23 protein-coding genes and 1 pseudogene are annotated in these 24,193 nt (G+C 39.0%); 6 read left to right on the forward strand and 18 right to left on the reverse strand.

Going from position 1 to position 24,193, the window contains the following annotated elements:
• Nucleotides 1–402: 402 nt before the first annotated feature.
• The 6 genes from ACFQRG_RS14680 to ACFQRG_RS14705 all read right to left on the reverse strand — a co-directional run bounded on the left by ACFQRG_RS14680 (nt 403) and on the right by ACFQRG_RS14705 (nt 8,602).
• Nucleotides 403–1,914 carry a helix-turn-helix domain-containing protein gene (locus ACFQRG_RS14680; protein WP_380967304.1) on the reverse strand — a complete coding sequence of 504 codons (1,512 nt, stop codon included), beginning with the start codon at nt 1,912–1,914 and terminating at the stop codon, nt 403–405.
• 291 nt (nt 1,915–2,205) lie between these two features.
• Complete coding sequence (locus tag ACFQRG_RS14685; protein WP_380967306.1) at nt 2,206–3,474, reverse strand: MFS transporter; 1,269 nt, start codon at nt 3,472–3,474, stop codon at nt 2,206–2,208.
• 266 nt (nt 3,475–3,740) lie between these two features.
• Entirely contained in the window at nt 3,741–4,943 is a 1,203-nt protein-coding gene (locus ACFQRG_RS14690) for an aminotransferase-like domain-containing protein (protein WP_380967308.1), read from the reverse strand.
• A 353-nt stretch (nt 4,944–5,296) separates the two neighbouring features.
• Complete coding sequence (locus ACFQRG_RS14695) at nt 5,297–6,406, reverse strand: flavin monoamine oxidase family protein (RefSeq protein WP_380967310.1); 1,110 nt, start codon at nt 6,404–6,406, stop codon at nt 5,297–5,299.
• A 264-nt stretch (nt 6,407–6,670) separates the two neighbouring features.
• The gene (locus tag ACFQRG_RS14700; protein WP_380967312.1) at nt 6,671–7,015 is read right to left on the reverse strand and encodes a hypothetical protein; all 345 of its coding nucleotides are present in this window, start codon (nt 7,013–7,015) and stop codon (nt 6,671–6,673) included.
• Nucleotides 7,016–7,216: 201 nt separating this feature from the next.
• Entirely contained in the window at nt 7,217–8,602 is a 1,386-nt protein-coding gene (locus ACFQRG_RS14705; protein ID WP_380967314.1) for an aminotransferase-like domain-containing protein, read from the reverse strand.
• A 345-nt stretch (nt 8,603–8,947) separates the two neighbouring features.
• Here ACFQRG_RS14705 and ACFQRG_RS14710 point away from each other — a divergent pair, with 345 nt between their 5' ends.
• The 4 genes and pseudogenes from ACFQRG_RS14710 to ACFQRG_RS14725 all read left to right on the forward strand — a co-directional run bounded on the left by ACFQRG_RS14710 (nt 8,948) and on the right by ACFQRG_RS14725 (nt 11,693).
• Complete coding sequence (locus tag ACFQRG_RS14710) at nt 8,948–9,409, forward strand: MarR family winged helix-turn-helix transcriptional regulator (protein ID WP_380967315.1); 462 nt, start codon at nt 8,948–8,950, stop codon at nt 9,407–9,409.
• Between the two features lie 455 nt (nt 9,410–9,864).
• Nucleotides 9,865–10,277 (forward strand): annotated as a pseudogene (tnpA, locus tag ACFQRG_RS14715) (IS200/IS605 family transposase).
• 7 nt (nt 10,278–10,284) lie between these two features.
• Entirely contained in the window at nt 10,285–11,379 is a 1,095-nt protein-coding gene (locus ACFQRG_RS14720) for an RNA-guided endonuclease InsQ/TnpB family protein (RefSeq protein ID WP_380967317.1), read from the forward strand.
• Between the two features lie 122 nt (nt 11,380–11,501).
• Nucleotides 11,502–11,693 carry a DinB family protein gene (locus ACFQRG_RS14725; RefSeq protein ID WP_380967319.1) on the forward strand — a complete coding sequence of 64 codons (192 nt, stop codon included), beginning with the start codon at nt 11,502–11,504 and terminating at the stop codon, nt 11,691–11,693.
• Between the two features lie 394 nt (nt 11,694–12,087).
• Here the strand turns inward: ACFQRG_RS14725 and ACFQRG_RS14730 are convergent, their stop codons facing one another.
• Entirely contained in the window at nt 12,088–12,552 is a 465-nt protein-coding gene (locus ACFQRG_RS14730; protein ID WP_380967320.1) for a phage tail protein, read from the reverse strand.
• 22 nt (nt 12,553–12,574) lie between these two features.
• Nucleotides 12,575–13,060 carry a GyrI-like domain-containing protein gene (locus ACFQRG_RS14735; RefSeq protein WP_380967322.1) on the reverse strand — a complete coding sequence of 162 codons (486 nt, stop codon included), beginning with the start codon at nt 13,058–13,060 and terminating at the stop codon, nt 12,575–12,577.
• A gap of 112 nt (nt 13,061–13,172) precedes the next feature.
• Between ACFQRG_RS14735 and ACFQRG_RS14740 the strand changes: the two genes are divergently transcribed.
• Nucleotides 13,173–14,135, forward strand: coding sequence for a helix-turn-helix transcriptional regulator (locus tag ACFQRG_RS14740; RefSeq protein ID WP_380967324.1), 963 nt, complete (start codon nt 13,173–13,175; stop codon nt 14,133–14,135).
• A gap of 328 nt (nt 14,136–14,463) precedes the next feature.
• Entirely contained in the window at nt 14,464–14,913 is a 450-nt protein-coding gene (locus ACFQRG_RS14745) for a CBO0543 family protein (RefSeq protein WP_380967326.1), read from the forward strand.
• A 70-nt stretch (nt 14,914–14,983) separates the two neighbouring features.
• Here the strand turns inward: ACFQRG_RS14745 and ACFQRG_RS14750 are convergent, their stop codons facing one another.
• The 10 genes from ACFQRG_RS14750 to ACFQRG_RS14795 form a co-directional block, all read right to left on the reverse strand.
• Nucleotides 14,984–16,366, reverse strand: a complete 1,383-nt coding sequence (locus tag ACFQRG_RS14750; RefSeq protein WP_380967328.1) for a purine-cytosine permease family protein — start codon at nt 16,364–16,366, stop codon at nt 14,984–14,986.
• Nucleotides 16,367–16,570: 204 nt separating this feature from the next.
• On the reverse strand, nt 16,571–17,509 hold the full coding sequence (locus ACFQRG_RS14755; protein ID WP_380967330.1) for an MBL fold metallo-hydrolase: 939 nt from the start codon (nt 17,507–17,509) through the stop codon (nt 16,571–16,573).
• 19 nt (nt 17,510–17,528) lie between these two features.
• The gene (locus ACFQRG_RS14760; RefSeq protein WP_380967332.1) at nt 17,529–17,954 is read right to left on the reverse strand and encodes a MaoC/PaaZ C-terminal domain-containing protein; all 426 of its coding nucleotides are present in this window, start codon (nt 17,952–17,954) and stop codon (nt 17,529–17,531) included.
• Nucleotides 17,951–18,400, reverse strand: a complete 450-nt coding sequence (locus ACFQRG_RS14765) for a MaoC family dehydratase N-terminal domain-containing protein (RefSeq protein WP_380967334.1) — start codon at nt 18,398–18,400, stop codon at nt 17,951–17,953. Before ACFQRG_RS14765 ends, ACFQRG_RS14760 begins: the two co-directional genes overlap by 4 nt.
• Before the next feature lie 42 nt (nt 18,401–18,442).
• Nucleotides 18,443–19,207 carry an SDR family NAD(P)-dependent oxidoreductase gene (locus ACFQRG_RS14770; RefSeq protein WP_380967483.1) on the reverse strand — a complete coding sequence of 255 codons (765 nt, stop codon included), beginning with the start codon at nt 19,205–19,207 and terminating at the stop codon, nt 18,443–18,445.
• A 47-nt stretch (nt 19,208–19,254) separates the two neighbouring features.
• On the reverse strand, nt 19,255–19,665 hold the full coding sequence (locus ACFQRG_RS14775) for an acyl-CoA thioesterase (RefSeq protein ID WP_380967336.1): 411 nt from the start codon (nt 19,663–19,665) through the stop codon (nt 19,255–19,257).
• A gap of 157 nt (nt 19,666–19,822) precedes the next feature.
• A complete protein-coding gene (locus ACFQRG_RS14780) occupies nt 19,823–20,599 on the reverse strand; it encodes an enoyl-CoA hydratase/isomerase family protein (protein WP_380967339.1) in 777 nt (258 codons plus the stop codon).
• A gap of 25 nt (nt 20,600–20,624) precedes the next feature.
• Nucleotides 20,625–21,848 (reverse strand): acyl-CoA dehydrogenase, encoded by a 1,224-nt coding sequence (locus ACFQRG_RS14785; protein WP_380967341.1) that lies wholly within the window; start codon nt 21,846–21,848, stop codon nt 20,625–20,627.
• A gap of 70 nt (nt 21,849–21,918) precedes the next feature.
• Nucleotides 21,919–22,977, reverse strand: coding sequence for a phosphotransferase family protein (locus ACFQRG_RS14790; RefSeq protein WP_380967343.1), 1,059 nt, complete (start codon nt 22,975–22,977; stop codon nt 21,919–21,921).
• Between the two features lie 79 nt (nt 22,978–23,056).
• Nucleotides 23,057–23,830, reverse strand: a complete 774-nt coding sequence (locus tag ACFQRG_RS14795; protein ID WP_380967345.1) for an SDR family oxidoreductase — start codon at nt 23,828–23,830, stop codon at nt 23,057–23,059.
• Nucleotides 23,831–24,193: the final 363 nt, after the last annotated feature.

The raw sequence follows: 24,193 nt of genomic DNA on the forward strand, positions 1-24,193 counted from the left end.
TTTTCAATTTCATATTAAATAATATTTAGAAAACCGTCAATAGTATTTTGATAAATAAATAATTCCTTTTTTTTGAAACGAATTCAATAAGGAGGGGGTTTAGTCTTCTTATACGCTATGGGCCAGAATTTAGTTGTTTATCATGTCATGGTTATGTGATAAAAGAGCCGACAACTTCAATGACCGCAGTATAATGGACATTGATGTTGTCAGCTCTTATAAAATGGTTAAATATACTGCTGCTAACCCAATTACGCAAATAATGCAACATAAGTTATTCACATTCAATATCTAAAATGGTTATTTATTCTTCTAATTTATTTTATTCACTATTTATAAGTTATCTTGTTATTTATCTAAATAGTACACACTGACTCTTTCCGACAGCCTTAAAATTTAACCTTACTTTTCTTTAGATTTCTTACTTTTTTCTTGTTGGCGGTATGCTCTTGGAGACAAACCTGTTGCTTTTTTAAAAATACGGCTAAAATAATTTGCGTCCGTAAAACCGATTTGATCTGTAATTTCTTGTATTGTCATCGTTGTCTCAACCAGCAGTTTCCTGGCCTTTCTAAGCCGTATATCTGTCAAAATACTGCGAAACGATCTCCCTTTTGACTGTGTGATTAAATGGCTGTAATAACTCGGACTCATCCCGACATGTTCAGCAATATCCTTTAAACCTAAATGATGCATATGGTAATTTTGTTCCATAAATCGCAGTCCCCGTTCAATAACGTCTGTGGCCGCCTTCTCTTTTTGTCGTTCTGCACCATCAATTAAAATAAATACAAACAAAATAACTTCCTGAACGATCTTGAATAAGACTGGATCAAACAAAACAGTATCGAAAATATTATGATAGTATGCCTCTGTTTCATGGTTCTGGTCTAAATAATAGGTCTTCATAAAACGGCGCAGCTGCGCAAGGATACTCGTAAAACGAACACGAAGCAGTTCAGGTTCGGGATAAGGCGTTTCAAAGCTTGTGAAATTTTCGTAGAGCCAATTTTTTATCCCCTGTTTGTTCCCTTCTTCCAGCAAAGTCATCCATTCCCTTTGCTCTTCCGGAGTCAGAAAAGGATCAATAGAATAAAAGCTTGCATCATTGTCCACCCAAAACAGCTGCTGCATGCCTTTGAAAAAGCTTAATTTAAACATGTTAATTGTTTTTAAATACATTTCATTTAAACTTGTTGCTGAAATTGAAGCAGGATGAATCGCAATATTCAATCGGCGGTTAGAATATTCGCTTGCCCACCTTTGCAAAATCCTTTGACCCTCCTGCTGCAAAATGATGCATTCGTTTTGCTTTGGAATTTGCAATACACATACAACATCTTTGCTTAAAGGAAAATATTGAACAGGATACGGGATATTATATTGCTCCAGCCAATGGGACAAAATTGGCATATGTTCTTTCTTCTCAGGACGCAATATAACCATGCTGTACTCATTTTGCTCTAAAGGCTGCGCCTTAAATAAGGCTGGATAGGAAATTTGCGTCGAAGCCGATTCCAGAGCTTCGTTTTGACGGTGCTTGTCCAGGGAACTTTGCGATGCTTGAAACAAACTCTTTTTTAATTGTTCGTGCGATAATGGCTTAATTAATAAAGAAATACTGTGAAATTCAATCGCTTGGACAGCCCGCTCAAAAACGGCCTCAGCGGTTAAACAAATAACGGTTTGTACGTATTGACGTAAAAGTATTGTTATTTCGGTCATTCTATATGAAGGAACCATTTCTAACTCCAAACAAACGACTTCAGGTTTATGGTTATTGATATATTCAATCATTTCATCTAAATGAACGGCTTCCGCGACAGTTTCAAAATTCAAACGGCTGGATTGTATGAACCAGCGAATCCCGGTTCGCTCTGTCTGATCTCGGTCAGCTATTAAAATTGCCGGCATAGTTTGTTCACATCCTCTGTCAATACATCAATAACCATTATACTCTATTTTTAGTTTGATATTTTTTAAACGAACCTATGATTTAAATACTAAAAAATATAGTGACAGGACTTATAAAGGAAAGTTATGCTTATCAGACTTAATTTGAAAAAACTTTTTTGGTTTACTTTATCATTTAACCGAGAAGACCACTTTCTCAAGCTTTCCTAGGAGGGTGATGACTATCCGTGAGAAACATAATGTGAATATTTGACCAAACTTCAATCTTTATTAGTTGTGTAAAAAGGATAATTATCCTTTTGTTTGTACCTCTTTGTTATTCATCGGAAGGTTTGGCATAGACAGTCTTGAAGGCAATCGAAAAGAAACGAGCCCCGCAAACATTAGTAAGATGGCAGTCGCACCGAATGAAACAACATGGGTTCCGAACGTCTCGTAACCCCATCCGCCCAAAAAAGTGCCGACAGCACCGCCGATTTGATGGCCGAAATACGCCCATCCATACAAGATTCCGACCAGTTGCACGCCGTACAAATCACTAAGGATAGCGGAAGCCGTCGCGGTCGAACCGGCCCATACCAGTCCACCAATAATGGCGACGATATACAGTTGCAAGGAAGTGGCCGCAAACACCAAACCGAGAAATCCCAACCCGCGGACGACATAGATTAGACATAAAATGTTTTTTCGCGGAAAGCGATCCGCGATGGTACCCATGGCCAATGTGCTGAAGATCGCTGTAAAACCGATCAGCCCCACGCTAAAGGAGGCGGTGGTCGCCGAGAAATGATGATCCGTCAGCATTGGCACTCCATGGGATCCGAGGAGATTCATACTGAATCCGCAGGCAAACAGCCCAATCACAATCTGCCAGTAGGCTTTCGTTTTCAATGCATTTTTCAATGTGATTTTCGGTTGAATCTGTGATCCCTTTTTCGATAGGTTTATGTTTCGGTTGCCTGTTGCGGTTTTGATCTCCTCCGGTGCTTCACGAATGATAAACAGGACTGCCGGAATCACCAGGAAAATGAAAAGAGCGCCAAAAAACAGCAAGGTATATTTCCAACCAACCGCATGAATAAGGGCCGTTTCCAGCGGGGTAACAACCGCTATGCCCGCCATGGCTCCTGTTGTCATATAAAAAAGGGCTTGACCTCTTTTGCGGATAAACCAATGACTGATAATCGGTGTCAATGCAACTGGGCTCATGAACGAAAGCCCCAGAGACAATAGGATTCCAAACGAAAACAAAAAAGAAACCGTATTATTTGAAACAACAGTCCATAAGATCGCGCCGCAAGCCAACACCATTCCGGCTAATAAGATAGAACGGATACTGAATCTTTTTAACAACATTCCCGCAATAGGCATCCCAAACCCGTAAACGATCATGCTAATCGCGATGATCGATGAAAACTCTATCCGTGACATGGATAAGTCCGAAATAATCGGCTTTTCCAAGGGGCCGATTCCCAATCGCAACCCGTTGGTGAGAAGGGTAATGATCGAAGCAGTTATAACGATATACCAACCAAAATAAATTTTCTCCCGATGCCCCAATTTAATGTCTCCTTTCATCTCTTACGGAAGAAATCGTTGCTTCCTTTATATCCTTGAAAAACCTTAATCAATTGGCTTTAGATTGCTATTCCTTAGCTTTGAAAAATCACGTTTTTCATGAAAAATTGTATTAGCGTGGGTATTTCGACAAAATGTTTGCGAGGCCCTATAGCCATCAACTTAAGAAAATGTTTAAAACATATAAAATTGGTGCCCAAGACCTTGTTTCTTTGGATGTCTTCCTCGGTCAGACTGTCGGCTCTGAATCATAAAAGCGCTGTTTCTTTTTCCAATTCACGATGTAAAACTTCTCCCATACGCTTCATACCTTCAATGATTTTATCCTTAGACATATTTGAGTAATTTAAACGACATGTATTTTTCTTTGTTCCATTCGGAAAGAATGGGGTACCTGGAACAAACGCAACATTACTTTCCAAACATTTGGTGAATAATTCCCCCGAATCAACAGATTCAGGTAGCTCAATCCAAATAAATAATCCGCCTTCTGGCACACTATAGTTTAAACTTTTGGGAAAAAATTCTTTGATACTAGATAACATAACTGTGCATCTTTCTTTGTAAACAGCTTTGATTTTATTAATGTGCTCTTCGATATTGTAAAGTTCCAAATACTTAGCTGTAATTCTTTGAGCAAAGCTGTCAGTATGCAAGTCTGCGGTTTGCTTTAAAGAAACATACTTATTAATAAAAGATTCACCTGCACAAATCCATCCAAGTCGAAGACCGGGAGAAAAAATCTTAGAGAAGGTACTTATATAAATGACCCTGCTCTCTGTGTCAAAATGTTTCACAGGCGGGAGTGCCTCTCCGGAAAATCTAATAGCGCCATAGGGATTATCCTCTACAATCAGTACATCATATTGATTGGCGAGCTCAATCATTCTCTTCCGTCTTTCGAGCTTTAATGTGCGGCCTGTAGGGTTTTGGAAATCTGGAATAGTATAGATGAATTTTGCGTTGGGATGCTCTTGCAGCTTTTTCTCAAGCTCTTCCATAACCATTCCATCATTATCCATAGCTACTTCAACAAATTTGGCATTGTATGACTTGAATACGTTAATTGCCGCAAGATAGGTTGGGCTTTCACAAATAATAGCATCTCCCTCATTGATAAATAACCTTCCAGTAAGGTCGATTGCTTGCTGGGACCCTGATGTAATGAGAACATTTTCAATAGTAGAGTTGATCCCAATAAATTTCATCCTTTGACAAATAGCTTCTCTTAAAGGAATATATCCTTCAGTCGTACTATATTGAAGAGAAGCCTCACCTTCTTCATTCAATACAGCATTGCATACATTCTTAAGAGCTTCTACAGGAAACAACTCTGGAGCAGGCAGGCCTCCCGCAAAAGAGATGACTTCTGGTCTTTCTGTTACTTTTAATATTTCACGTGTCTCAGAAGATTTTACTAAATGAGCTCTCTCAGCAAATTTATTTTCCATTTATAATCATTCCTTTTTTATTTTTAGTAATTGATTACATTTAATGATTATTCCGAAAACTAAATAACTAATTTTACTTTAAAATGACCCGATTTTCCAGTTGACTTTTTATTAGGCCATACTCTGTTTGTTAAATTTTAAATATTTTAACATGTGTAAAAAAACCATACAATATTATAGTTGTATGGCAAACAATTTTTAAATAAGGATGATTGCTATAGAACGCCAACAAATTGGTTATCACATTTATTAATGAAGTTGGAGTTAAAAATTCACACAGAAATATTCAGAACAGCACGAAATCGAGTCGCTGCTAATTCTGTTCGCTTTCAAATACGATTGAAAATATCGTGTCATAAAGGAATGTTAATTAAATTAATGATTTCAAAAACTGCCTGTTCAGCTGACTGAAGTGCACCTTCAAGATGTCCACTATATTGTGAATTCGTCTCTGTACCAGCAAAAATAATTTTCTTTTCCCATACACCCTCTACTGGTGGTTGCCCATAGCTCTGGTAATTTTTAAGAGGACTGAAATCTTCCTCAACAGCTGTTTCAGAATCGCTGGACCAATCTTTATAAAAAATAGCCTTTACATTTTTAGCTTCACTTCCAAAGAGCTTAACTAACTGGTTAAGAACCAATTGTAAAATTTTATCTTGACCCATTTTTTTACGTGCTTCTGGAGGCATTCCGAAGAAACCAAATAATGCACCAGAGCCTTTATTAGGAGAGGCATCATATATTTCTTCCAAGGGACCAACGGCACTCAATACATATCCAGAAAGTCCTAATTCTCTCCAGAAGGGACGATCATAGACTGCAACTGCCTTGGCCTGTCCCGCCATCCACGTAGGTTTTTTTACAATATCAGTAATAAGACTTGGAGGGAGGGAAGGCGAAAATTCAATGTAATGCGCCACAAGACGAGGTGGCAATGCCAAAACAACAGCATCTGCAGGGAATTTTTTCATCTTTCCATCAGAAAGCTCTGCTTCAACCGTGATATCACCAGCTTCATTCAGATGAATTTTCTTAACTCGTGTTTCTAGCTCAACTATTTCCGAGGGAATAGTCTCTGCTAGAGCATCGATAAGAGACTGCACACCTCCAGTCAATCGGACCCATTTTTCATCAGAATTTTCTTTCAGCACACAGCGCTCTGGCGGCTTGATTTGGAATCGTTCTAAAAGTATTTCGCCTTTCTTATATTGTTCGAAGGTTTCTAATTTTAGTTCTTTAACAAGATTAGCAATATGGCTCTCATACTGTGGCCAAAACCACGTCGGACCAAGATCAAATTTGCCTAGGTCAGGTCGGTTTGGATCAAAAGTACTCAAAACCCTGCCGCCAATCCTATCTCTAGCCTCTAGAACCCTACATTTGACGCCCTGTGCGGTAAGTAAAGACGCAGCACGAAGGCCACTTAAACCCGCGCCAACAATGATTACAGGATTGTTCATATTTTATCCTCCTTCTGACTGTGTCTATGTTGTATAAATGTACTTTTGAAAGGGGGTATTCCTTTTTATATTGGTCTCTTCTAAATAAGCTTTCCTTTTGTAACATAATATAATTTCTATAATCCTCCAACTAGATTTCAAATATTTTAACATGCACAAAAAAACCATACAATATTATAGTTGTATGGCAAACAATTTTTATATAGAGATGATTGCTATAGAACGCCAACAAATTGATTTTCACATTTATTAATGAAGTTGAATTTAAAAATTCACACAGAAATATTCAGAACAGTGCGACGCCCTGGGCACCGGAATCTCTACTAGTTTCATCTTTTTTCCCTTAGACGGAATTTGTATAGCTTTCATCATTTTCATCTTATACTGGGTATAACCAAATATCCTTTTATCCAAACGTTCTTTGATCGCATCGATAATTACCTTCGGTGTTGCAAAATCCATATCAGCAACCCACATTCTGATAAAATCATCATCTTTGTAAGGAAACGTCATCGAATCATTGGCACCAAATATATAGTCACGGAAACCATCTGTACTCATTGCATTTGTATTTCTTCTGTCAATAATTTCGTCAAAATTATACATCATCTTATCCCACCTTCTGTATTTTGTACGACTGTATTAAGTTTAAATAACCGGTAAATATTCCAGCATCCGGATAAAACCATTATTTTCAGTAAATACGCACTTTTCAGAACAAACTTTCTGTAGTCATCATAACACGCACAAAAATGCCATACAATATCATAATTGTATGGCGTACAATATTATAATTGTATGGGAATAATATCAGGTAAAATCGTTTAGTAAACGTTTAAGGATCATCAATCCTCGCTCAAGCTCTTCAAGCGTTTCCGTTGCACAGACAGAAAGCCTTACAGCCCTTTCTGGACAACTATTTCCAACTACAAAACGTTCAGCCGCATACACTTGTACACCCTTTTGTGCAGCTAACGTTTCAAATTCAGCGCCTGTCATCTTTCCTGGTAATAGCAGCCAACGAAAGATGCCTGTTTCAACACCTAGACACGTATAGTCTGCCAAATATCGATTTACGACCTGATTTCTGCGAATTGTTTGTTCCCGATGACCCCGGGTTAAGACTTCAAATTGATTCGATACAATAGTACGTGCCGCAAGTTCCGCTAATAACGGGGACACTGATATATTTAAATTATAAAGTGCCTTTGAAATTGGCTCCTTGAATTGACTAGGCACTGCTATATAGGCAAGCCGTAACCCCGGTGCTATTGATTTCGATAAACTCGCAATATAGATGACCTGTTCTGGTGCAAATGATGCGATTGCTGGAAGTGGTTTTTCTTTGTGTAGATGATATGTTGCATCTTCAATAATGAACTGATTATATTTTTTGGCAATTGTTGCAATCGCTTTTCGATTCTCGACAGACATACAGCTTGCTGTCGGATTATGATAATCCGGGATCAAGTAAATGCCTTTAATATTCTCATTTTTACACGCATATTCAAAAGACGTTGGACTCATTTCATAGTTTTCTGATTTTATCGGTACTATTTGCACACTAAGCATCGCTGCAATAGTTTTTAAGCCAGGGTACGTATGATGGTCAGCACCAATGCGATCTCCAGGCTTACAAAGACTCGCCAGTGCAGCAGCAATCGCATTTTGACCCCCATTTGCAAATAAAATGTGATCTACTGTTGTTTCAAATCCGCCTCTTCGGATTAGCTTTATAGCTGCATCCTTTTGCCAGAGGCTTTCACCTGCCCGACCATAACCAAACCATTTTTCATAACCTGTCTCTTGCAGCATACTTTTTAGTTGGAGCAGCAGCGGCTCGTATGAAGCATTATCTGGAAGTGTCGCTCCCATTTCAATTAGCTTCGGCTTTGTATCTTCAAGTAAATACGCATTCGATAACGCATCATACGATACAAATGTCCCGCTTCCAACTGATGCACTTAACAAGCCCTTTAACTCACACGTTTTAAAAGCTTTTGAAATGGTACTCAGATTTAAATCTAAATAATCAGCCAGTTCTCTTTGTGGAGGAAGTTTTGTTCCAGGTAATAAAACTCCGTCTAGTATATCCTGTTCCAATTGCCCTGCGAGTACTTGATAAATTGGCTTTTTAGTTTTATCAATCGATGGCTTCCAGCTCATCGGATAGTTTTCAAAAGAATTAATCGGCATAATACGCTCCTTTTTTTCATACAATTATAAGATTGTGCCGCTTATAAAACAATTATAATCTTCTTTTTATTTTATGCCTATTAGTGAATATCCGAGTAGCTAATCTTTGAGTAAGACTATTCCTTAAATTATAACCATAGAACCTTTTGAAAACGATTTACTAGAAGTAGCGGGTAGTAACAACTTCGCTGGTACTACCCCTTATAAAAGCCATTATGTTAACTAAGAATCTATGGAGAATACACTGATATCTATTGAACTTTCTATGTTTATTGTTTATTATTGAACTGTTTATTATTGAACTGTTCATTATTGAACATTCCAATAAAGAAAGAGGAATCTATTATGGAATTTAGCAATCAGGATTTAAAACAAGCAGGTGAAGTTGTTCAATCCTTTGTATCGCTTAATAAAGCAATTTTAAAATTCACGCAAAATAATGCTTCTAGTTTAGGATTGACCGTCCAACAAATGGATATTTTAAATTGGATTTGCTTCCATTCTAAAAGCACCCTTAAAGCTGTATCGGAACAACTTGATATTCCTAAAAGCACTGTAAGCGTTAATGTAGATGGATTAGTTGGTTTGGGACTAGTTGAAAGAGAGCAATCAACAGAAAATCGAAGAGAAGTAAATTTAAAAGTAACTGCTAAAGGAAAAGATATATCACAAAAATCTATTAAAAATGCATCATCATATAAAACTATAGCAACTGTATTAGAAAAATTTTCGAAAGAAGATATCGAATCATTATTACATATTCATAATAGTTTGTTATTGTCTTTAAAAGAAATTGATTTTAATTAAAAATAATGGATGGCAAATGTTAAATAAAGAAACCAATCTCCATTTTCAGGTGATTATTTTTTTACTTCTAAGAAGACTTATAGAAGACTTAAATTAGCATCGTTAAATTTTTCACCCAATTTCCTAACAATGTCTTATGAGACCAGAAAGAGGAATCTTTCCCGCAGCCCTAGAATAATGGTCATGACATTGGAACAATTCCGCGAATTTTGGATGGTAATCGTCGATTAACCATTCGAACAATTGAGGCTTTCCCTGAAGATAGTTATTCACCTTTTCACCGGTCGATCCGCTGCGACCATTCTCAAAAATGATTTTAGGACAAGCGGTGAGAATCCTCCTCATTTTATATGGAGAGATGAATCACCGCCATCTTTAAATAAAACCAGACCACATGTAGTTTATTTAATCCTTATAAAATAGAATTCATATCTATAAAACGTTATACTATATGTATGAAGAAAAATAACCTCATCCATGCAAGAACATGTGTTTACAATGTCAATTATCATATCGTTTGGTCGGTAAAGTATCGTCGTAAGGTGTTGAATGAAACCATTGAAAAAAGCTTGAAGCTCTGTTTCAAGACATAGCTAAAGAAAAAGGTTTTATTGTTCATATGATGGAAGTTGGGGAACTTGACCATGTTCATGTGTTTGCTTCCGCTCACCCAAAGGTGGCACCATCGTACATAGTAAAAATGTTAAAAGGCATTTCTGCTCGTAAGTTAATCTTGGAATTTCCTCATATCAAGCAATATCTATGGAATGGAAGGCTCTGGAATAGTAGTTATTACATCGAAACGATTGGCTCTATTTCAGAAGAAACCATCCGAAAATATATTGCTAATCAATCAAAAAAGGGTTGAGGCAATAATGAAAAAAACTTATAAGTTTAAGTTGGAACCGAGCAAACAACAAGCGGATAAAATGGATTGGACATTAACGATGTGCCGCCAATTATATAACGTCTTGCTTGAACAACGAATTTTTGCCTACAAAAAGCGTCATGTTTCTGTTAATTATTATGAGCAGAAAAAGGAATTGCCTTTGTTGAAGCTGGAAATCCCTGAATACAAGCAGGTTCAGTCTCAAGTATTGCAAGACGTTGTCAAGCGACTAAATCATGCATTCCAAGCCTTTTTCAGACGGTTAGAGACGAATCAAAAAGCTGGTTTTCCAAGGTTTCAAGGGAGAAACCGTTATGATAGTTTCACTTATCCCCAAAGCGGTTTCTCCTTGAATGGGAAGTTTCTCAAGCTCTCTAAGATTGGTGATGTGCGAATCAAGTGCCACCGTCAAATCAAAGGAAGAATCAAAACTTGTACCATTCGCCGTAAAAACAATAAATGGTATGCCTGTTTCTCATGCGAGGTCGAAGCAGAGATGCGATCAACAGGTAAAGAAGTTGGTGTCGATCTTGGTGTTGCTCATCTTGCGATAACCTCCGACGGAAAGTTTTTCGATAATCATCGTTACCTTAAACAATCGGAACGGAAAATCCGTTATTGGAACAAGGGACTTTCCCGTCGTAAGAAAGGTTCCTATCGGTGGCATAAAGCCAGGCTGCAATTGTCGAAGGTTTATGAACAATTGACAAACCGCAGAAACGACCGAGCACATAAAGTCAGTCGTCAACTTGTCGATCAATACGATCTCATTGCCTTTGAAGCCTTAGACATTCAAGGTATGGTGAAAAACCGTCAATTGTCTAAACACATTTTGGACGCGGCATGGCGTTTACTTATTCAATACACAACTTACAAAGCGGAGGAAGCTGGTAAGCGTGTCATTCAAGTAAATCCTCAAAATACAAGTCAAGAATGTTCCAATTGTCATCAGATCGTTCCCAAATCTCTAAATGAGCGTACGCATCGTTGCTTGAATTGCAGATACACCGAACATCGGGATGTTAACGCTGCAAGAAATATTCTACAAAGGGCAAAAGACCAATTGGAAACCGCTTCTTGAAAAAATTCTTTTGGCATGGGATATGCCTTCGTGGAGAGACGGGTTGCTGTCTCGATGAAACGAGAAGCTCGCCATTTTAATGGCGATGTAGTTCACACGGTTGTCATAAAACAAAGGATGATGTGCAAAAATGGTGGCCGAAAATCACTGAGGAGCGGTTGCAAACCGTAGAAAAAGATCCCTTTTTTGGCGGCGAAATGAGTCATTTCGAACGTCTGCATTATGCGTTGGAAAATGAAATCCATCATCGGGGCCAAGGTTTTATTTACTTACGGTTACTTGGGATTGATCCGCCAGCGTTTTGGGAACGGTAATAAAAAAGGACAACATTTTCATTTAATCCGGATTCGTCCCGATTTTTTTATACCGGGAAACTTTTCCCGGTTGTTTTTTTTTGCACTAAGGAGCCAAAAATATATAGGGGCAGCGTCAGGAAAATGCGGATTTACAACGTTTAGCATATTTTCCTGCTGTGCCCCTTTTTCAAAGCTTTGTGTCTTTATTTCGAATTCTCAATAAGGTGAATCGGTTCTTTGTTCTTATAACGATGTGGAAAAATATATTATCTAGAAAGTTAGAAAATCATTTAACTAAATTATAGAATCATATAGCTGGACCGTTGATAAAAAATGATTGTTCTAATAACGCCCGTTTATGGATGAGCAAATACAAAAAATGGCTGGACTCCTCCACTTGTGCTTTTAACTTCTAATATTCTCTTTTAATTACAAAAAACGAACCTCTAATTGTTCCAGCTAGTTTGGACTTCTGCCTAGCAAACTTAAATTTCCCTTCTAACTCCTTTGGTACTTCCATCCCCTCAGAAAGCTTAAAACCAACGGCCCGCTTCTTAGGGTTATCAACTGTATACATAACGTTGACCGAAAGACCATCCTCATAAAAGACATAGGCCATTTTGATATTTTCCACTTGAAAACGCGACGTTTCTAAAGGTTTGGCCGCAAACTCAATATCACGTTCTTCTTTCAAAATTCCGTTCACATAATCAAGGGTCTCCTGGCTTTCGCCAGCCGGTACAACCGTAAATTCATGCTTGTATTTGTTCATAAAGTAACGGGCTTCATTAGCTCGTAAACCAGCAAGCGCTTCTGCTACAGGTGAAGACTCTAAACCAACCGCAGACACATTTTTAAAGTCGACGATATATGACATTTCCATCCCTCCATTCATCTCTTTATTTCCTAACAACAGGGATCCACATTTCACCAAAAACTAAGCCGTTTTTCTGCTCTATTTCTACCGTTGCATTTGGCCCGCCAACATAGGCATAATCCTTTACCTCTGGCAAGAATTGACCAAAGGCAAGTCCAGAAAGCTTATTATTCAATTCATCAGCCGTCCTCCCTTCACCTTTAACAACGAGGTATTCCCCCTTAGGAAATTGGATAACTCTGGCTTCTTCCGGTGCTGGTGCTGATGCCTCTATCATGACGCCAGCATAATGCATCATCTTGTTATTCACCGCTTCATTCACGGCAAAGACGTAGTCATTTGCTGCCATGGCTTTTAAAGTGTCAAGCCTTCCATCTTCTTTGACGGACTCCCAAAAGTCTGACTTTTCCTTGTTTATGCCAGCATAGTCTGTGTAATCGCTCTTAAGCTCAGTTCCAAGCCCTAAAACAGTAAAGCTGTCTTTTTCTTCTAAAGTATAATTTGCCATATTCAAAACCTTCCTTTTTTAAAATTTTTCAAATGATTTGTCTTCATCACTTGATAGGTATATGATAACTTTAAATCATGTCAAAAAATGATACTGTTTAGGGGGGGTTCCGATGAAAAAAGTTGAACGGATTAATACCATCATGCGGTATATCAACAACCGCTCCCATTTTACAATTTCTGAAATCATGCGAGAATTTAACATCTCTCGTTCAACAGCTATTAGAGATATCAGAGAAATTGAAGCCATGGGAATGCCGCTTGTTGCTGAAGTTGGAAGGGATGGGGGTTATTTTGTCATGAACAACTCTGTCCTGCCTGTTGTTCGCTTTACTGATAATGAGGTCAAAGCCCTTTTTATTGCCTTTATGGCTACAAGAAATCAACAACTCCCCTATCTAAAGAGTCGTCATTCTTTAGCTGAAAAATTACTAGGCCTCATCTCAGCAAACCAGCAAGATGACCTTGTTCTTTTAAATCAAATCTTGCTTTTTGAAGGGACCAATCCCAATAATCCCGACCTGCTTGAGCTTTCAGACCTCCCCCATCCGATGTTAGAAAAACTTATTCAAATCCTTCTTTTGGATAGCTATTTATTGATTACCATCAAAGAAGAGAAAGTCATCAAGACTTATCCAATTTTTCTCTTGCACCTATATCAAGAAAAAAGCGTTTGGCTGATTGAAGGATTTGACTTAAAGGAAGAAAAGAAGCAAGTTTTTCCTGTCGATCATCTCACCGATATCAAACCCTACCCGACGAAAAAAAGATTAAGTAAGAAAAAGATTTTAGAAAAAATAAGTAAGCAGGAAGAAGTAATCAACCTTGTCCTTGAACTTGGTCCAAAAGCGATTGCTCAGTTCAAAAAATACCATCCTTTAAAAGTTTCAATTTCCTATACGAATCCTTACCAAACCACAGCCATTCTAAGGACTTTTATCAATGTTAACAATCCCGAAGAAATGACCGAAATGACAAATTGGCTGCTTTTCCTAGGTGGGGATATCAAGCTCAAGGAAGTGCCCGAAGAAGTCTTAGAAGGTTTAGAAAAGAGATTATGCTCATACTGTCCATAAGCAGCGGCCAGTTAAAACCCAAATAATTTAGAACTTGGCCAGTTGCCAGTTATCCCTATTTTCCGCACACCCTAGGAAAACTTCTTTTACTTGTTGCTGCTTCTTGAAGGCCTTTATATACTTTTACATTGACAGGAGACAAAAGTAGGTCATTCGCAAGGAATATGAATACGTCGGAAAATAGGTATGGTTGTACCCTCTTGTTGAACGGAGGGGGTTCTAGGTTTCTTTAACTAGAATCCCCTCCTCAAACGCCGCTAGGTGGGAGTTGTTTAATAAAAGTCATGTAAAAGGGGATAACAAATGGTAAGAAAGGGGAGTAATCTGATTGGCTTTTTTAATTGTATCCATCGTTGTTTTCAATTTAGCGGTTATCCTAATGCCTAAACGAATAACGTTAGGTGAAATATATGCCACCAGCTGGTTTGCCGCCTTTTTTCATTTTATTGCAGATATGTTTCTTGATGTTAAATACGATTTTTATGGATATTTTAGTCACGGTGTTGATTATAAATCATTACTGTTTACTTTTGGGATTTATCCCGCAATAAGCACCCTGTTTCTAAACTTTTTCCCCTTTTATCAAACGCTCTTAACTAAATTGATTTATATATTTTGGTGGACAATATTTTCGATAATCTACGAATGGACTGTATTACATACATCAACCTACTATTACAATGGCTGGCACCTTTGGTATTCCGCGCTTTGTTACCCCGTTTGCCTATTGATTCTTGTGGGAAACTTTAAAATTTTACGATGGGCAAATAATAAATGAAGTTTACCTATATAATATAACCTTCAAAACACAAAACAACACCCTGCCATTCAGCAGGGTGCTCATATAATTACAGTGATTTATTACTTTCAAGCCTCTCATTATATGTTGATAAACTCATTTTCTTCTTTGAAGGGTAATAATAAAGAATCACAGGTATTATTAATCCGACGACCCAAGATACATCTACGCCGCCGAAAAAGGTTGCTATTGGCCCGGTATAAACTGACGTTTTCATAAAAGGTATTTCAATAAGTACAGCGATTAAATAAGAAATAATCGTGACCCAATTAAGGGCACCATACCGGCCATTAATATTAAAGATATCTTGTATATCATAATCGCCTTTCCGTAAAAAATAATAATCGATAAGATTGATTGCTGTCCAAGGAACCAAGAAATACGATAAAAAGGAGATTAAGTCTTCAAAGTGATTAAGAAATCCGCCATATCCCCATAGAGCCAAGGCAACACCAATGACTGCACTGACAAACACGAGCCAAAATCTATTCTTTGCGGTTACCTTTAATTTAATAAAAGGTTCCAAAGTCGTCGTAATCGACATAAAAGCACCATATAGATTAAACACACAAGCAGCAAGAATCCCAAGAATGACCACAATATAGATAATAAAAGCAAAATTCGGACCAAAGAGTTTTGCCAGCCCTGCACTTGAGTTATCTAAGAATTTCGGGATAGCAAGCGTTAAAACACATCCCAAAATCATCATCCATATCGTTCCTATCGTCGTACCCGCATAAGTATACCAGAACGTTTTTTTCAAAGATGTTTTGCTTGGAAGATACCTTGAGTAATCGGCCACATAAGGAGCATAAGCGATTTGCCAGGTGGCTGTAACAGTAACAGTTAACATGAAAGCCTTAAAATTAAATTGAGACAAAGACCAGCTGCCTGCCGGTAAAGAAAACTTGAAGGCTATTATTGTAACTATCAGAAACACAATCGCAAATAAGATTGAAAAATACCGCTCCATAGCATGGATTAAATCGTAACCAAAAACAGCGACAATAAAAGCTAAAATACCCATAATAACGATTGATAAAGAAAGCGGAATTGAAAATGAACTGCTGATCGCCTGTGCGCCAAGGACATTACTGCTGGCAAAAAAGCCGATATACATAAAGATGGCGACAATAAGCGGGATGACCGCACCTATTATGCCAAATTGGGCACGGCTTTGAATCATCTGCGGAATCCCTAATTTTGGTCCTTGCGCAGAGTGTGAAGCCATAAAAACCGCTCCGACCAGATTGCCTAAAACAATAGCTATAATGCTCCAAAAAAGATTCAAACCAGAAACAACTGACAATGCCCCGGCAACAAGCGTCGTGACTTGCATATTACCGCCGAACCAAATTGTAAACAGGCTGCCGGCGCGGCCATGTCTTTCTTCCTCCGGTATAAAATCGATACTGCGTTTTTCTATATTCATGACAATGCTCCTTTCAATATATGTTGTTTTATCGAAGTTAAGTCTATTACTTTAGTTCGCTAATATATTAATATAATAAAAAACCCTCGCTGTAAAAGCAAGGATTTTTTTGCAAGTTTGGGATATTTACATCGGTATCAAAGGCAGTAATTCTATGAAAGACCCAACTGCAGTTTTGAAAAGCCGCAATTTCCCTTTAAAAAGTTATAAAAAATACCACCATTTGCCACTAAGTATTTCCCGTTGGCATTGCTTGTCATAGCGTAAATATTCCAAATGCGCTAATGTTTCTCCTAATGCAAATCGGGTTTCATGTATGTTGAGATCTCTTCTAAACAACCCTTGGCAAGCTTCAAAAATTGTTGCTCCATTTTTAATACAATCAAGCGTTTTTTCAAGCCGGGCATCATGGTGCTGTATAATCTTATCAATTCGATCGTTTGCACCGTAAAACGGCTGACCATGCGATGGAATGACAAAGTCTGCGTTAAGTTTCCTTACTTTTTTTAAGGAATTTAAATAGGAAGCGAGCGGATTCTCGTCTCCATGAAACCAGTAAGCAATGTTTGGCGTGATTTTCGGAAGGATATGGTCCGTTGAAAGCAAGACATTTTTGTCTTTATTATAAAAAGTGACGAGCCCGTCAGAATGACCCGGCGTAAAAATCACTTCATACTCAAATAAACCAAAAGGAATCTTTTCTCCTTCCTGCAAGTAATGATTAACTTCAGGATAAGGTGTGATACTTTTATAAAAACCTTGAGTATTTCCAATCATTTGTTGTGCTGTTTCATACGGTATACCGCATAAAGCATAGTTTTCTTGGATATTTCTAATCGAGCCTTTCTCCCACGAGGCACTGCCGTCTCTGGCATCGATTTCCGACATTGAAACTTGTGCTCCCGTCTTCCTTTGTAAGCCGCCGGCATAACCGTAGTGGTCAGGATGATAATGGGTAATTATAATATCAGTCACTCGTTTTCCTTTGAGTTGTTCATCCCACAATTCTGCTGTTTTTTTATTATGCAATCCGGTATCAATAACTGTCCAGCCGCCGCTTCCTTCAGCAAGAAAACAGTTAACATGATTAAGGCGAAAAGGAAGATCAATTTTAACCGGTATAATCCCTAGATCGTCAAGCATATAAAAGACCCCCGCATTTTTATGAAAAACCATATTCTTCATCATTATATAAGTAAAATTTGACCTTGCCTTTGATAACACGTGTACCGTCTTGTTTTTCGGCAAAGGCATCAAACAATGAACAATCTTCCCTCTTTTCAGTCAGTTCAGCTTTTAACGTGATGACATCGTCCAAGAATACCATGCCGGCAAAGCGGGTAGTAAATTCTTGAATAAAGCCTTCCTCATGGTATGGTGTAAAGAGTTTGCTTAAGTTGCCCATTGTCCACATCCCATGAGCAATAATACCGGGAAGCCCGGCTTTTTCTGCTTCAGCGTCGATCGTATGAATGGGATTAAAGTCACCGGAAGCGCCGGCATATTTGATTAAGTCAAGCCTTGACACCGGGGCAAGCTGTACTTCTGCCAATGTATCGCCAGGCTGAAGTTTCGCAAGATTTGTCATAGTACTATCTCCTTTCTTACGGCTTCAGTAATGACAACGACTTGCTTAGACGCAAACACTTCGCTTTCCAGCTCATCCTCGCCAACGTTTTTAACGACTAAAAAACCTAATTTCCCATTGCTGCCCTGTTTTTCGTAATAGCTTTCTATTTCTGAATAACAGTACAGTGTTTCGCCAACAAAGAGAGGGCGGCGATATTCATAATACTGTTCGCCGTGAATTAAACCGGCTTTTGGCAACTCCAAACCTGGAATCGTACCGTACTCCAACACTCTTGGGAAAGTTGGAGGCGCAATGTTTCTTTTATATCTCGTTTTCCCGGCGTAATACTCGTCTATATAAATCGGATGGGGATCGCCTATAGCCTCCGCAAATTTCTTGACAGCGCCTCTTTCTACAACGTTAGAAACTTTTTTTGAACGCTTACCGATCAATTGTTCAAACATTCTCTTCACCTCTCCATCTATCATTTTCATTTCAGGAAAAGCTTAAGCTTTCGGTCCGCCTGCTACATACAGCACTTGACCGTTGACAAAAGATGACTCTTCCATTGCAAAAAACAGAACAGCATTGGCAATGTCCTCCGGTTTTCCGCTGCGGCCGACTGGAATTTGGCTGACACTGTGCTTGACCATATCTTCAAAAGGAATACCAATTCGTTCAGCTGTTGCTTTTGTCATATCGGTTTCAATAAACCCGGGAGCAACAGCATTTGTTGTAATGCCGTATTTACCGAGTTCAATGGCCAGCGTTTTTGTAAAGCCTTGAAGACCGGCTTTGGCTGTAGAATAATTTGCTTGACCTCGGTTTCCAAGCGCTGACGTTGAAGATGTATTTATAATTCTTCCGTACTTGTTTTCTACCATATATTTTTGCACAGCCCTTGCACAGTTGAATGAGCCTTTCAAGTGGACGTTCATCACCATATCCCAATCGGAGTCCTCCATTTTAAACAATAGGTTATCACGGATAACCCCCGCATTATTGACAAGAATATCGATCTTTCCATACTCTTTTGCCGCGGCTTCAACAAAATCTTCTACTTGCTCCCGGTTAGATACGTCTGCAACCTGATGCAAAACATCAAATCCTTTTTCTTTAAGTTCAGAAGCGGTCTTTGCCAAAGCTAGTTCATCAACATCGATCATACAAAGCTTGGCGCCTTCTTCCGCAAATTTCGTTGCAACGCCTTTGCCAATGCCTTTGCTTGCCCCAGTAATAAATGCGACTCTTCCCTCAAAACGTTTCATTATGCAATTCCTCCTTGTTATCTGTTTTTTTACCAACGATTTTATCAATCCTATCGATTAAGACTCACTTCATAGTTTTCTAGTTTTAACCTGACATTATCTGGAATCTGTTTGCTTTTTTGCTCTGTAAAGTCAAAGTAAACAATTGTTGAATTTCCTTCTGCAATCTTCTTCCCCGTTTCGGTATCGTAAATAGGCTGATACAGATCAAAACTTTTGTTGCCTATGCGGGAAACCTCGGTGATAACTTTAAGATGTTGATCAAAATAAGCCTGTGCCAGAAAATCACACTTAACAGAGGCCAATATATATGACCAATCTTTTGTTTTTGAATATGGTGTAAGTTCTTTAAAAAATTCAATCCTTGCCTGTTCAAGATAAGAAAAATAGCTCACATTGTTAACGTGGCCGAGCAAATCTGTTTCTCCAAATCTTACTTTGATTTCTGTTATAAATTCCATATCCTCACTCCTAATTGATTTAAGCTTATTTTCCTGTAAAGAAAACTTGCCGACTGGCAAGCCGAAGGCGCTGACAGAGGCTTAGTTGCGCTTATACTTAAAACCTAAATTGGCCACTGCGTCGAATTGTCATCTGCCGTTGCCAATTGATACTTTCTTAACGTATAAAGTTTGGCCGGCGTTTTTCTCTGAAAGCTGCGACTCCTTCTTTATGATCAGCAGATGATGTTACGATTCCTTGTGTCGTCTGTTCGACCTCGAGAATTTCTTTTAAGTCAGCTGTTAAGGAACGGTTAGCGATTTTCTTGATAAAACCGTAAGCCCGGCTTGGACCTTTCGCCAGCTTTTGGGCGTAGGCAAAAGCCTGTTCTTGTAATTGATCAGCCGGATAAATCCGATTGACCATCCCCCACTGTTCAGCTTTGGCCGCATCGATTGGTTCCGCATTAAATAATAATTCTTTTGCCCTGAGCAGCCCCAATGTTCGCGGTAAAAAGAATAAGCCGCCGCCATCGGATATTAAACCGACATTAGAAAAACTTAACACGAACTTGCTGTTTTCAGCCGCAACGATTTGGTCGCACGCCATTGCCAAACATACCCCGACTCCTGCCGCATAGCCATGAATGACAGCAACAATCGGTTTTTCAAGATCTGTCATTTGAATGATCAGTTCGTTAAGTTGTCCAAGATGCTCGTAAGTCTCCATTGGTGAAGCTTCTCCCATGCCTTTGACATCACCGCCGGCACAGAATGAACGGCCGCTCCCTGAAATGGTCACTACGCGTATTTCATCATCGTATTTTGCTTTCTTAATTGCTTCCTTTAGCCCGTTTACCATTTCTGGACTGAATGCGTTTAAGCTGTCGGGCCGATTTAACGTTAGTGACATGATATTGTTTTCAATGTTTATTAATAAGTGTTCATTACCCATTATAAATCCCGCCCCTCGATTATGACTAGTTTGGAACAACTTCACTTTGATATTTCTTTAATTCAAGTTTTGCAATAGCATTTCGGTGCACTTCGTCAGGACCATCCGCTAATCGTAATGTTCTTGCATTCGCCCAGCTTGATGCAAGCGGAAAATCATCACTTACCCCGCCGCCCCCGTGAGCTTGGATGGCCCGGTCAATGACACGAAGCGCCATGTTTGGTGCGACAACCTTGATCATTGCAATTTCACCTTTTGCTTCTTTGTTTCCGACAGTATCCATCATATAGGCCGCTTTTAAAGTTAACAGACGTGCCTGTTCAATATCGATCCTTGACTCAGCAATATGTTCACGAATAACCCCTTGATCTGCAAGCGGTTTACCGAACGCAACACGTTCTTTGACACGTTTGCACATCAACTCAAGTGCCCGTTCCGCCGCACCAATCAATCTCATGCAATGGTGAATCCTTCCCGGACCTAACCGCCCTTGTGAAATAGCAAATCCCTTTCCTTCTTCCCAGATCATATTTGAAGCAGGAACACGAACATTTTCAAACTCAATTTCGGCATGTCCATGCGGCGCATCGTCATAGCCAAACACCGGCAATGTCCGTAAGACTTTTACTCCTGGTGTATCCATAGGGACAAGGATCATTGACTGCTGTTCATGCCTGGGCGCAGAAGGATCGGTTTTCCCCATAAAAATTGAAATTTTGCACCGCGGGTCACCTGCACCGGAAGACCACCATTTCCGGGCATTAATCACATAAAAGTCACCGTCACGTTCAATCCTTCCTTCAATATTAGTTGCATCAGATGAAGCGATCTGAGGCTCGGTCATACTAAAGCAAGAACGGATTTCTCCATTAAGCAATGGTTTCAGCCATTTTTCTTTTTGAACTTCTGTTCCGTATCGTACCAGCACTTCCATATTCCCTGTATCCGGAGCTGAGCAATTAAATACCTCGGGAGCAATGGGCGAACGTCCCATAATTTCGCAGAGCGGTGCGTACTCAAGATTTGACAGACCGGCACCGTATTCACTTTCGGGCAAAAACAAATTCCATAGGCCATGTTCCTTTGCCTCTGCTTTCATCTCCTCCATAACGGGCGGAATTTTCCAACGACTGGCACCCGAATGAAGTTGTTGTTTATAAACCTTCTCATTTGGATAAATAATATCTTCCATAAATTTATTTAGTTTCGTTTGCAATGTTTGCACACGATCCGAGTATTCAAAATTCATAACATTTATCCCCCATTTTGATCATTTAAAATTCAGTTGGCCAACCAGCCTGAAACATCGATACCAGGGATTATCTTATTTGGCTTCGGGCATATTGGATCAAGCTGTTAACCGTTTCCCCCAGCTTGGCGAAACGTTCGTCCTCTGTTTGGCCTTTTTTCCATCGAAAATAAATTTGCTGGCAAATAACCGCAAGCTTAAAATAAGCAAATGTTAAATAAAAATGAATCTTTGAAACGTCACGCCCGCTTTTTCGTGCATAAGATTCAATGAATGCTTTTCTGGTGTAAAAACCGGGGTGTACCGTAACAGATGGCGTTCCTTGTCCATATTTCAATAAATCGGGATCATCTTTCTCAGTCCAATAACTCATTGCGACACCCAGATCAGCAAGCGGATCACCAATGGTTGACATTTCCCAATCAAAGATGCCCGTTAATTTACCCGGCTCCTCTTTCGAAAATAATGCATTATTCAGCTTGAAATCATAATGAATGAATGTTGGAGAGGGTGAAGCAGGAATATTATCAGCGAGCCATTTTGTCAGTTGGTCAACCCCGCCGATTTGATCGGTCTTTGATCGTTCATATCTTTTGATCCAGCCATTAACCTGCCGATCCATGAAGCCTTCAGGGTGCCCAAGACCGTCTAATCCCGCTTCTTTCAAATCAATATTATGTAATTTGACGAGTGTATCAACCATTGTTTCTGATATATTCCTGAAATCTTCCTTTGTTAAATTTAATCCCGCAGGTATTTCCTTATCTAATACAAATCCGTGCCGCCTTTCCATAATAAAGAACGGACTGCCGACAATGTCCCATTCTTTATAAAATAACAGCGGCTTAGGGGCAAGCGGAAAAACAGGGTGTACCATTTTTAAAATATTGCTTTCACGCTTCATATCGTGTGCTTTCGGTGCAACAGGACCAAGGGGAGGCCGTCTTAGAACCGCTTCCCAATTGCCTATGGAAAGTGCATAAGTTAAATTAGACAAACCTGCTGAAAATTGCTTGATTTCAAGTGAACCATCCGGCAGGCCGCTAATATGAATCCGTAAGAAAGCTTCTAATCGATCAATATCTAACTCCTCACCTTTACGGACCGGGATTGTATTTAAATCGGCCATATCCAATTCACCCCCCCTACTTTTAAGACGATGCTATTACAATAAAAAAAGTGAATGAATGTACATTCATACCATTAAACTATGTTGCATTCCCGCCGCCATCGACTACTAATATATGTCCAGTTACATAATCTGATGCCGGAGAAGCTAAAAATAAAGCCGCCCCCTTCAAATCGTGATCCGAGCCAAATCTCCCTAAAGGAACATGCTTCAAGATATCCTTACCCGCCTTTTCCAGTACACCCTTTGTCATTTTGGTAGGGAAAAAGCCTGGCGCAATAGCATTCACATTAATGTTATATCTTGCCCATTTGGCTGCAAGATCCTTAGTAAAAGTCACAACCGCTCCTTTGCTCGTATTATAACCAATTGCATCAAGGGATTCCGGCATTGCCCCGTTAAGACCTGCAGTTGAAGCAATGTTAACAATTTTACCCCCGCCATGCTCGATCATTACTTTACCAACCGTTTGCGACATGAGAAACGTCCCGGTTGCATTGACATTCATAACCTTTTGCCATTTATCAAGCGGCATATCAACAGCTGGTGTTCCCCACGTAGCACCGCTATTGTTAAACAGAATATCAATCTTTCCAAAATGGCCGGACGTTTGTCGGACAACATGATTAATATCATCCGGATTTGTAACGTCACATTTAAAAGCAAGTGAGTCAACACCAATATCTTTTAATTTATGACAAACTTCTTCACATGCCTCGAGTTTACGTGAACAAACAACGACATTAGCACCTGCTTCAGCAAGCGAGGTCGCAATTTGTTCGCCAAGCCCTCTGCCTCCTCCGGTTACAATTGCCGTTTTTCCGCTTATATTAAATAATTGCTTTACATGCATGCTTATCCCTCCAAACTTTATAATTTAAAAAAGCATTTTTGTTAGCGCTTCCAATTCCTGTTTTCATTTAAACTATGATTGCTGCTTAAGATCATTTTTGTTTGACTATACTAACTAGTTGGTATGTTTATTATATTATTACATTTATTCAGACAATTCAAGGATTAAGCATGTTATCTCCTTTAAAAAATAATCATTTTCTTGACATTGTTATGAATTTAAAGCTTAGAAAGGCTGCTTCATTCACCCCTGCCTAATGTCCAACATTTTGTAATGATTACCTATAAGTTGTCATATGAATGAAACAAGCTATGAAATTAAATAAAACATATAAAATCATTAATTCTATAAATTCTCGAGGGG

The sequence above is a fragment of the Scopulibacillus cellulosilyticus genome, from assembly GCF_042665295.1.
Lineage (GTDB): Bacteria > Bacillota > Bacilli > Bacillales > Sporolactobacillaceae > Scopulibacillus_A > Scopulibacillus_A cellulosilyticus.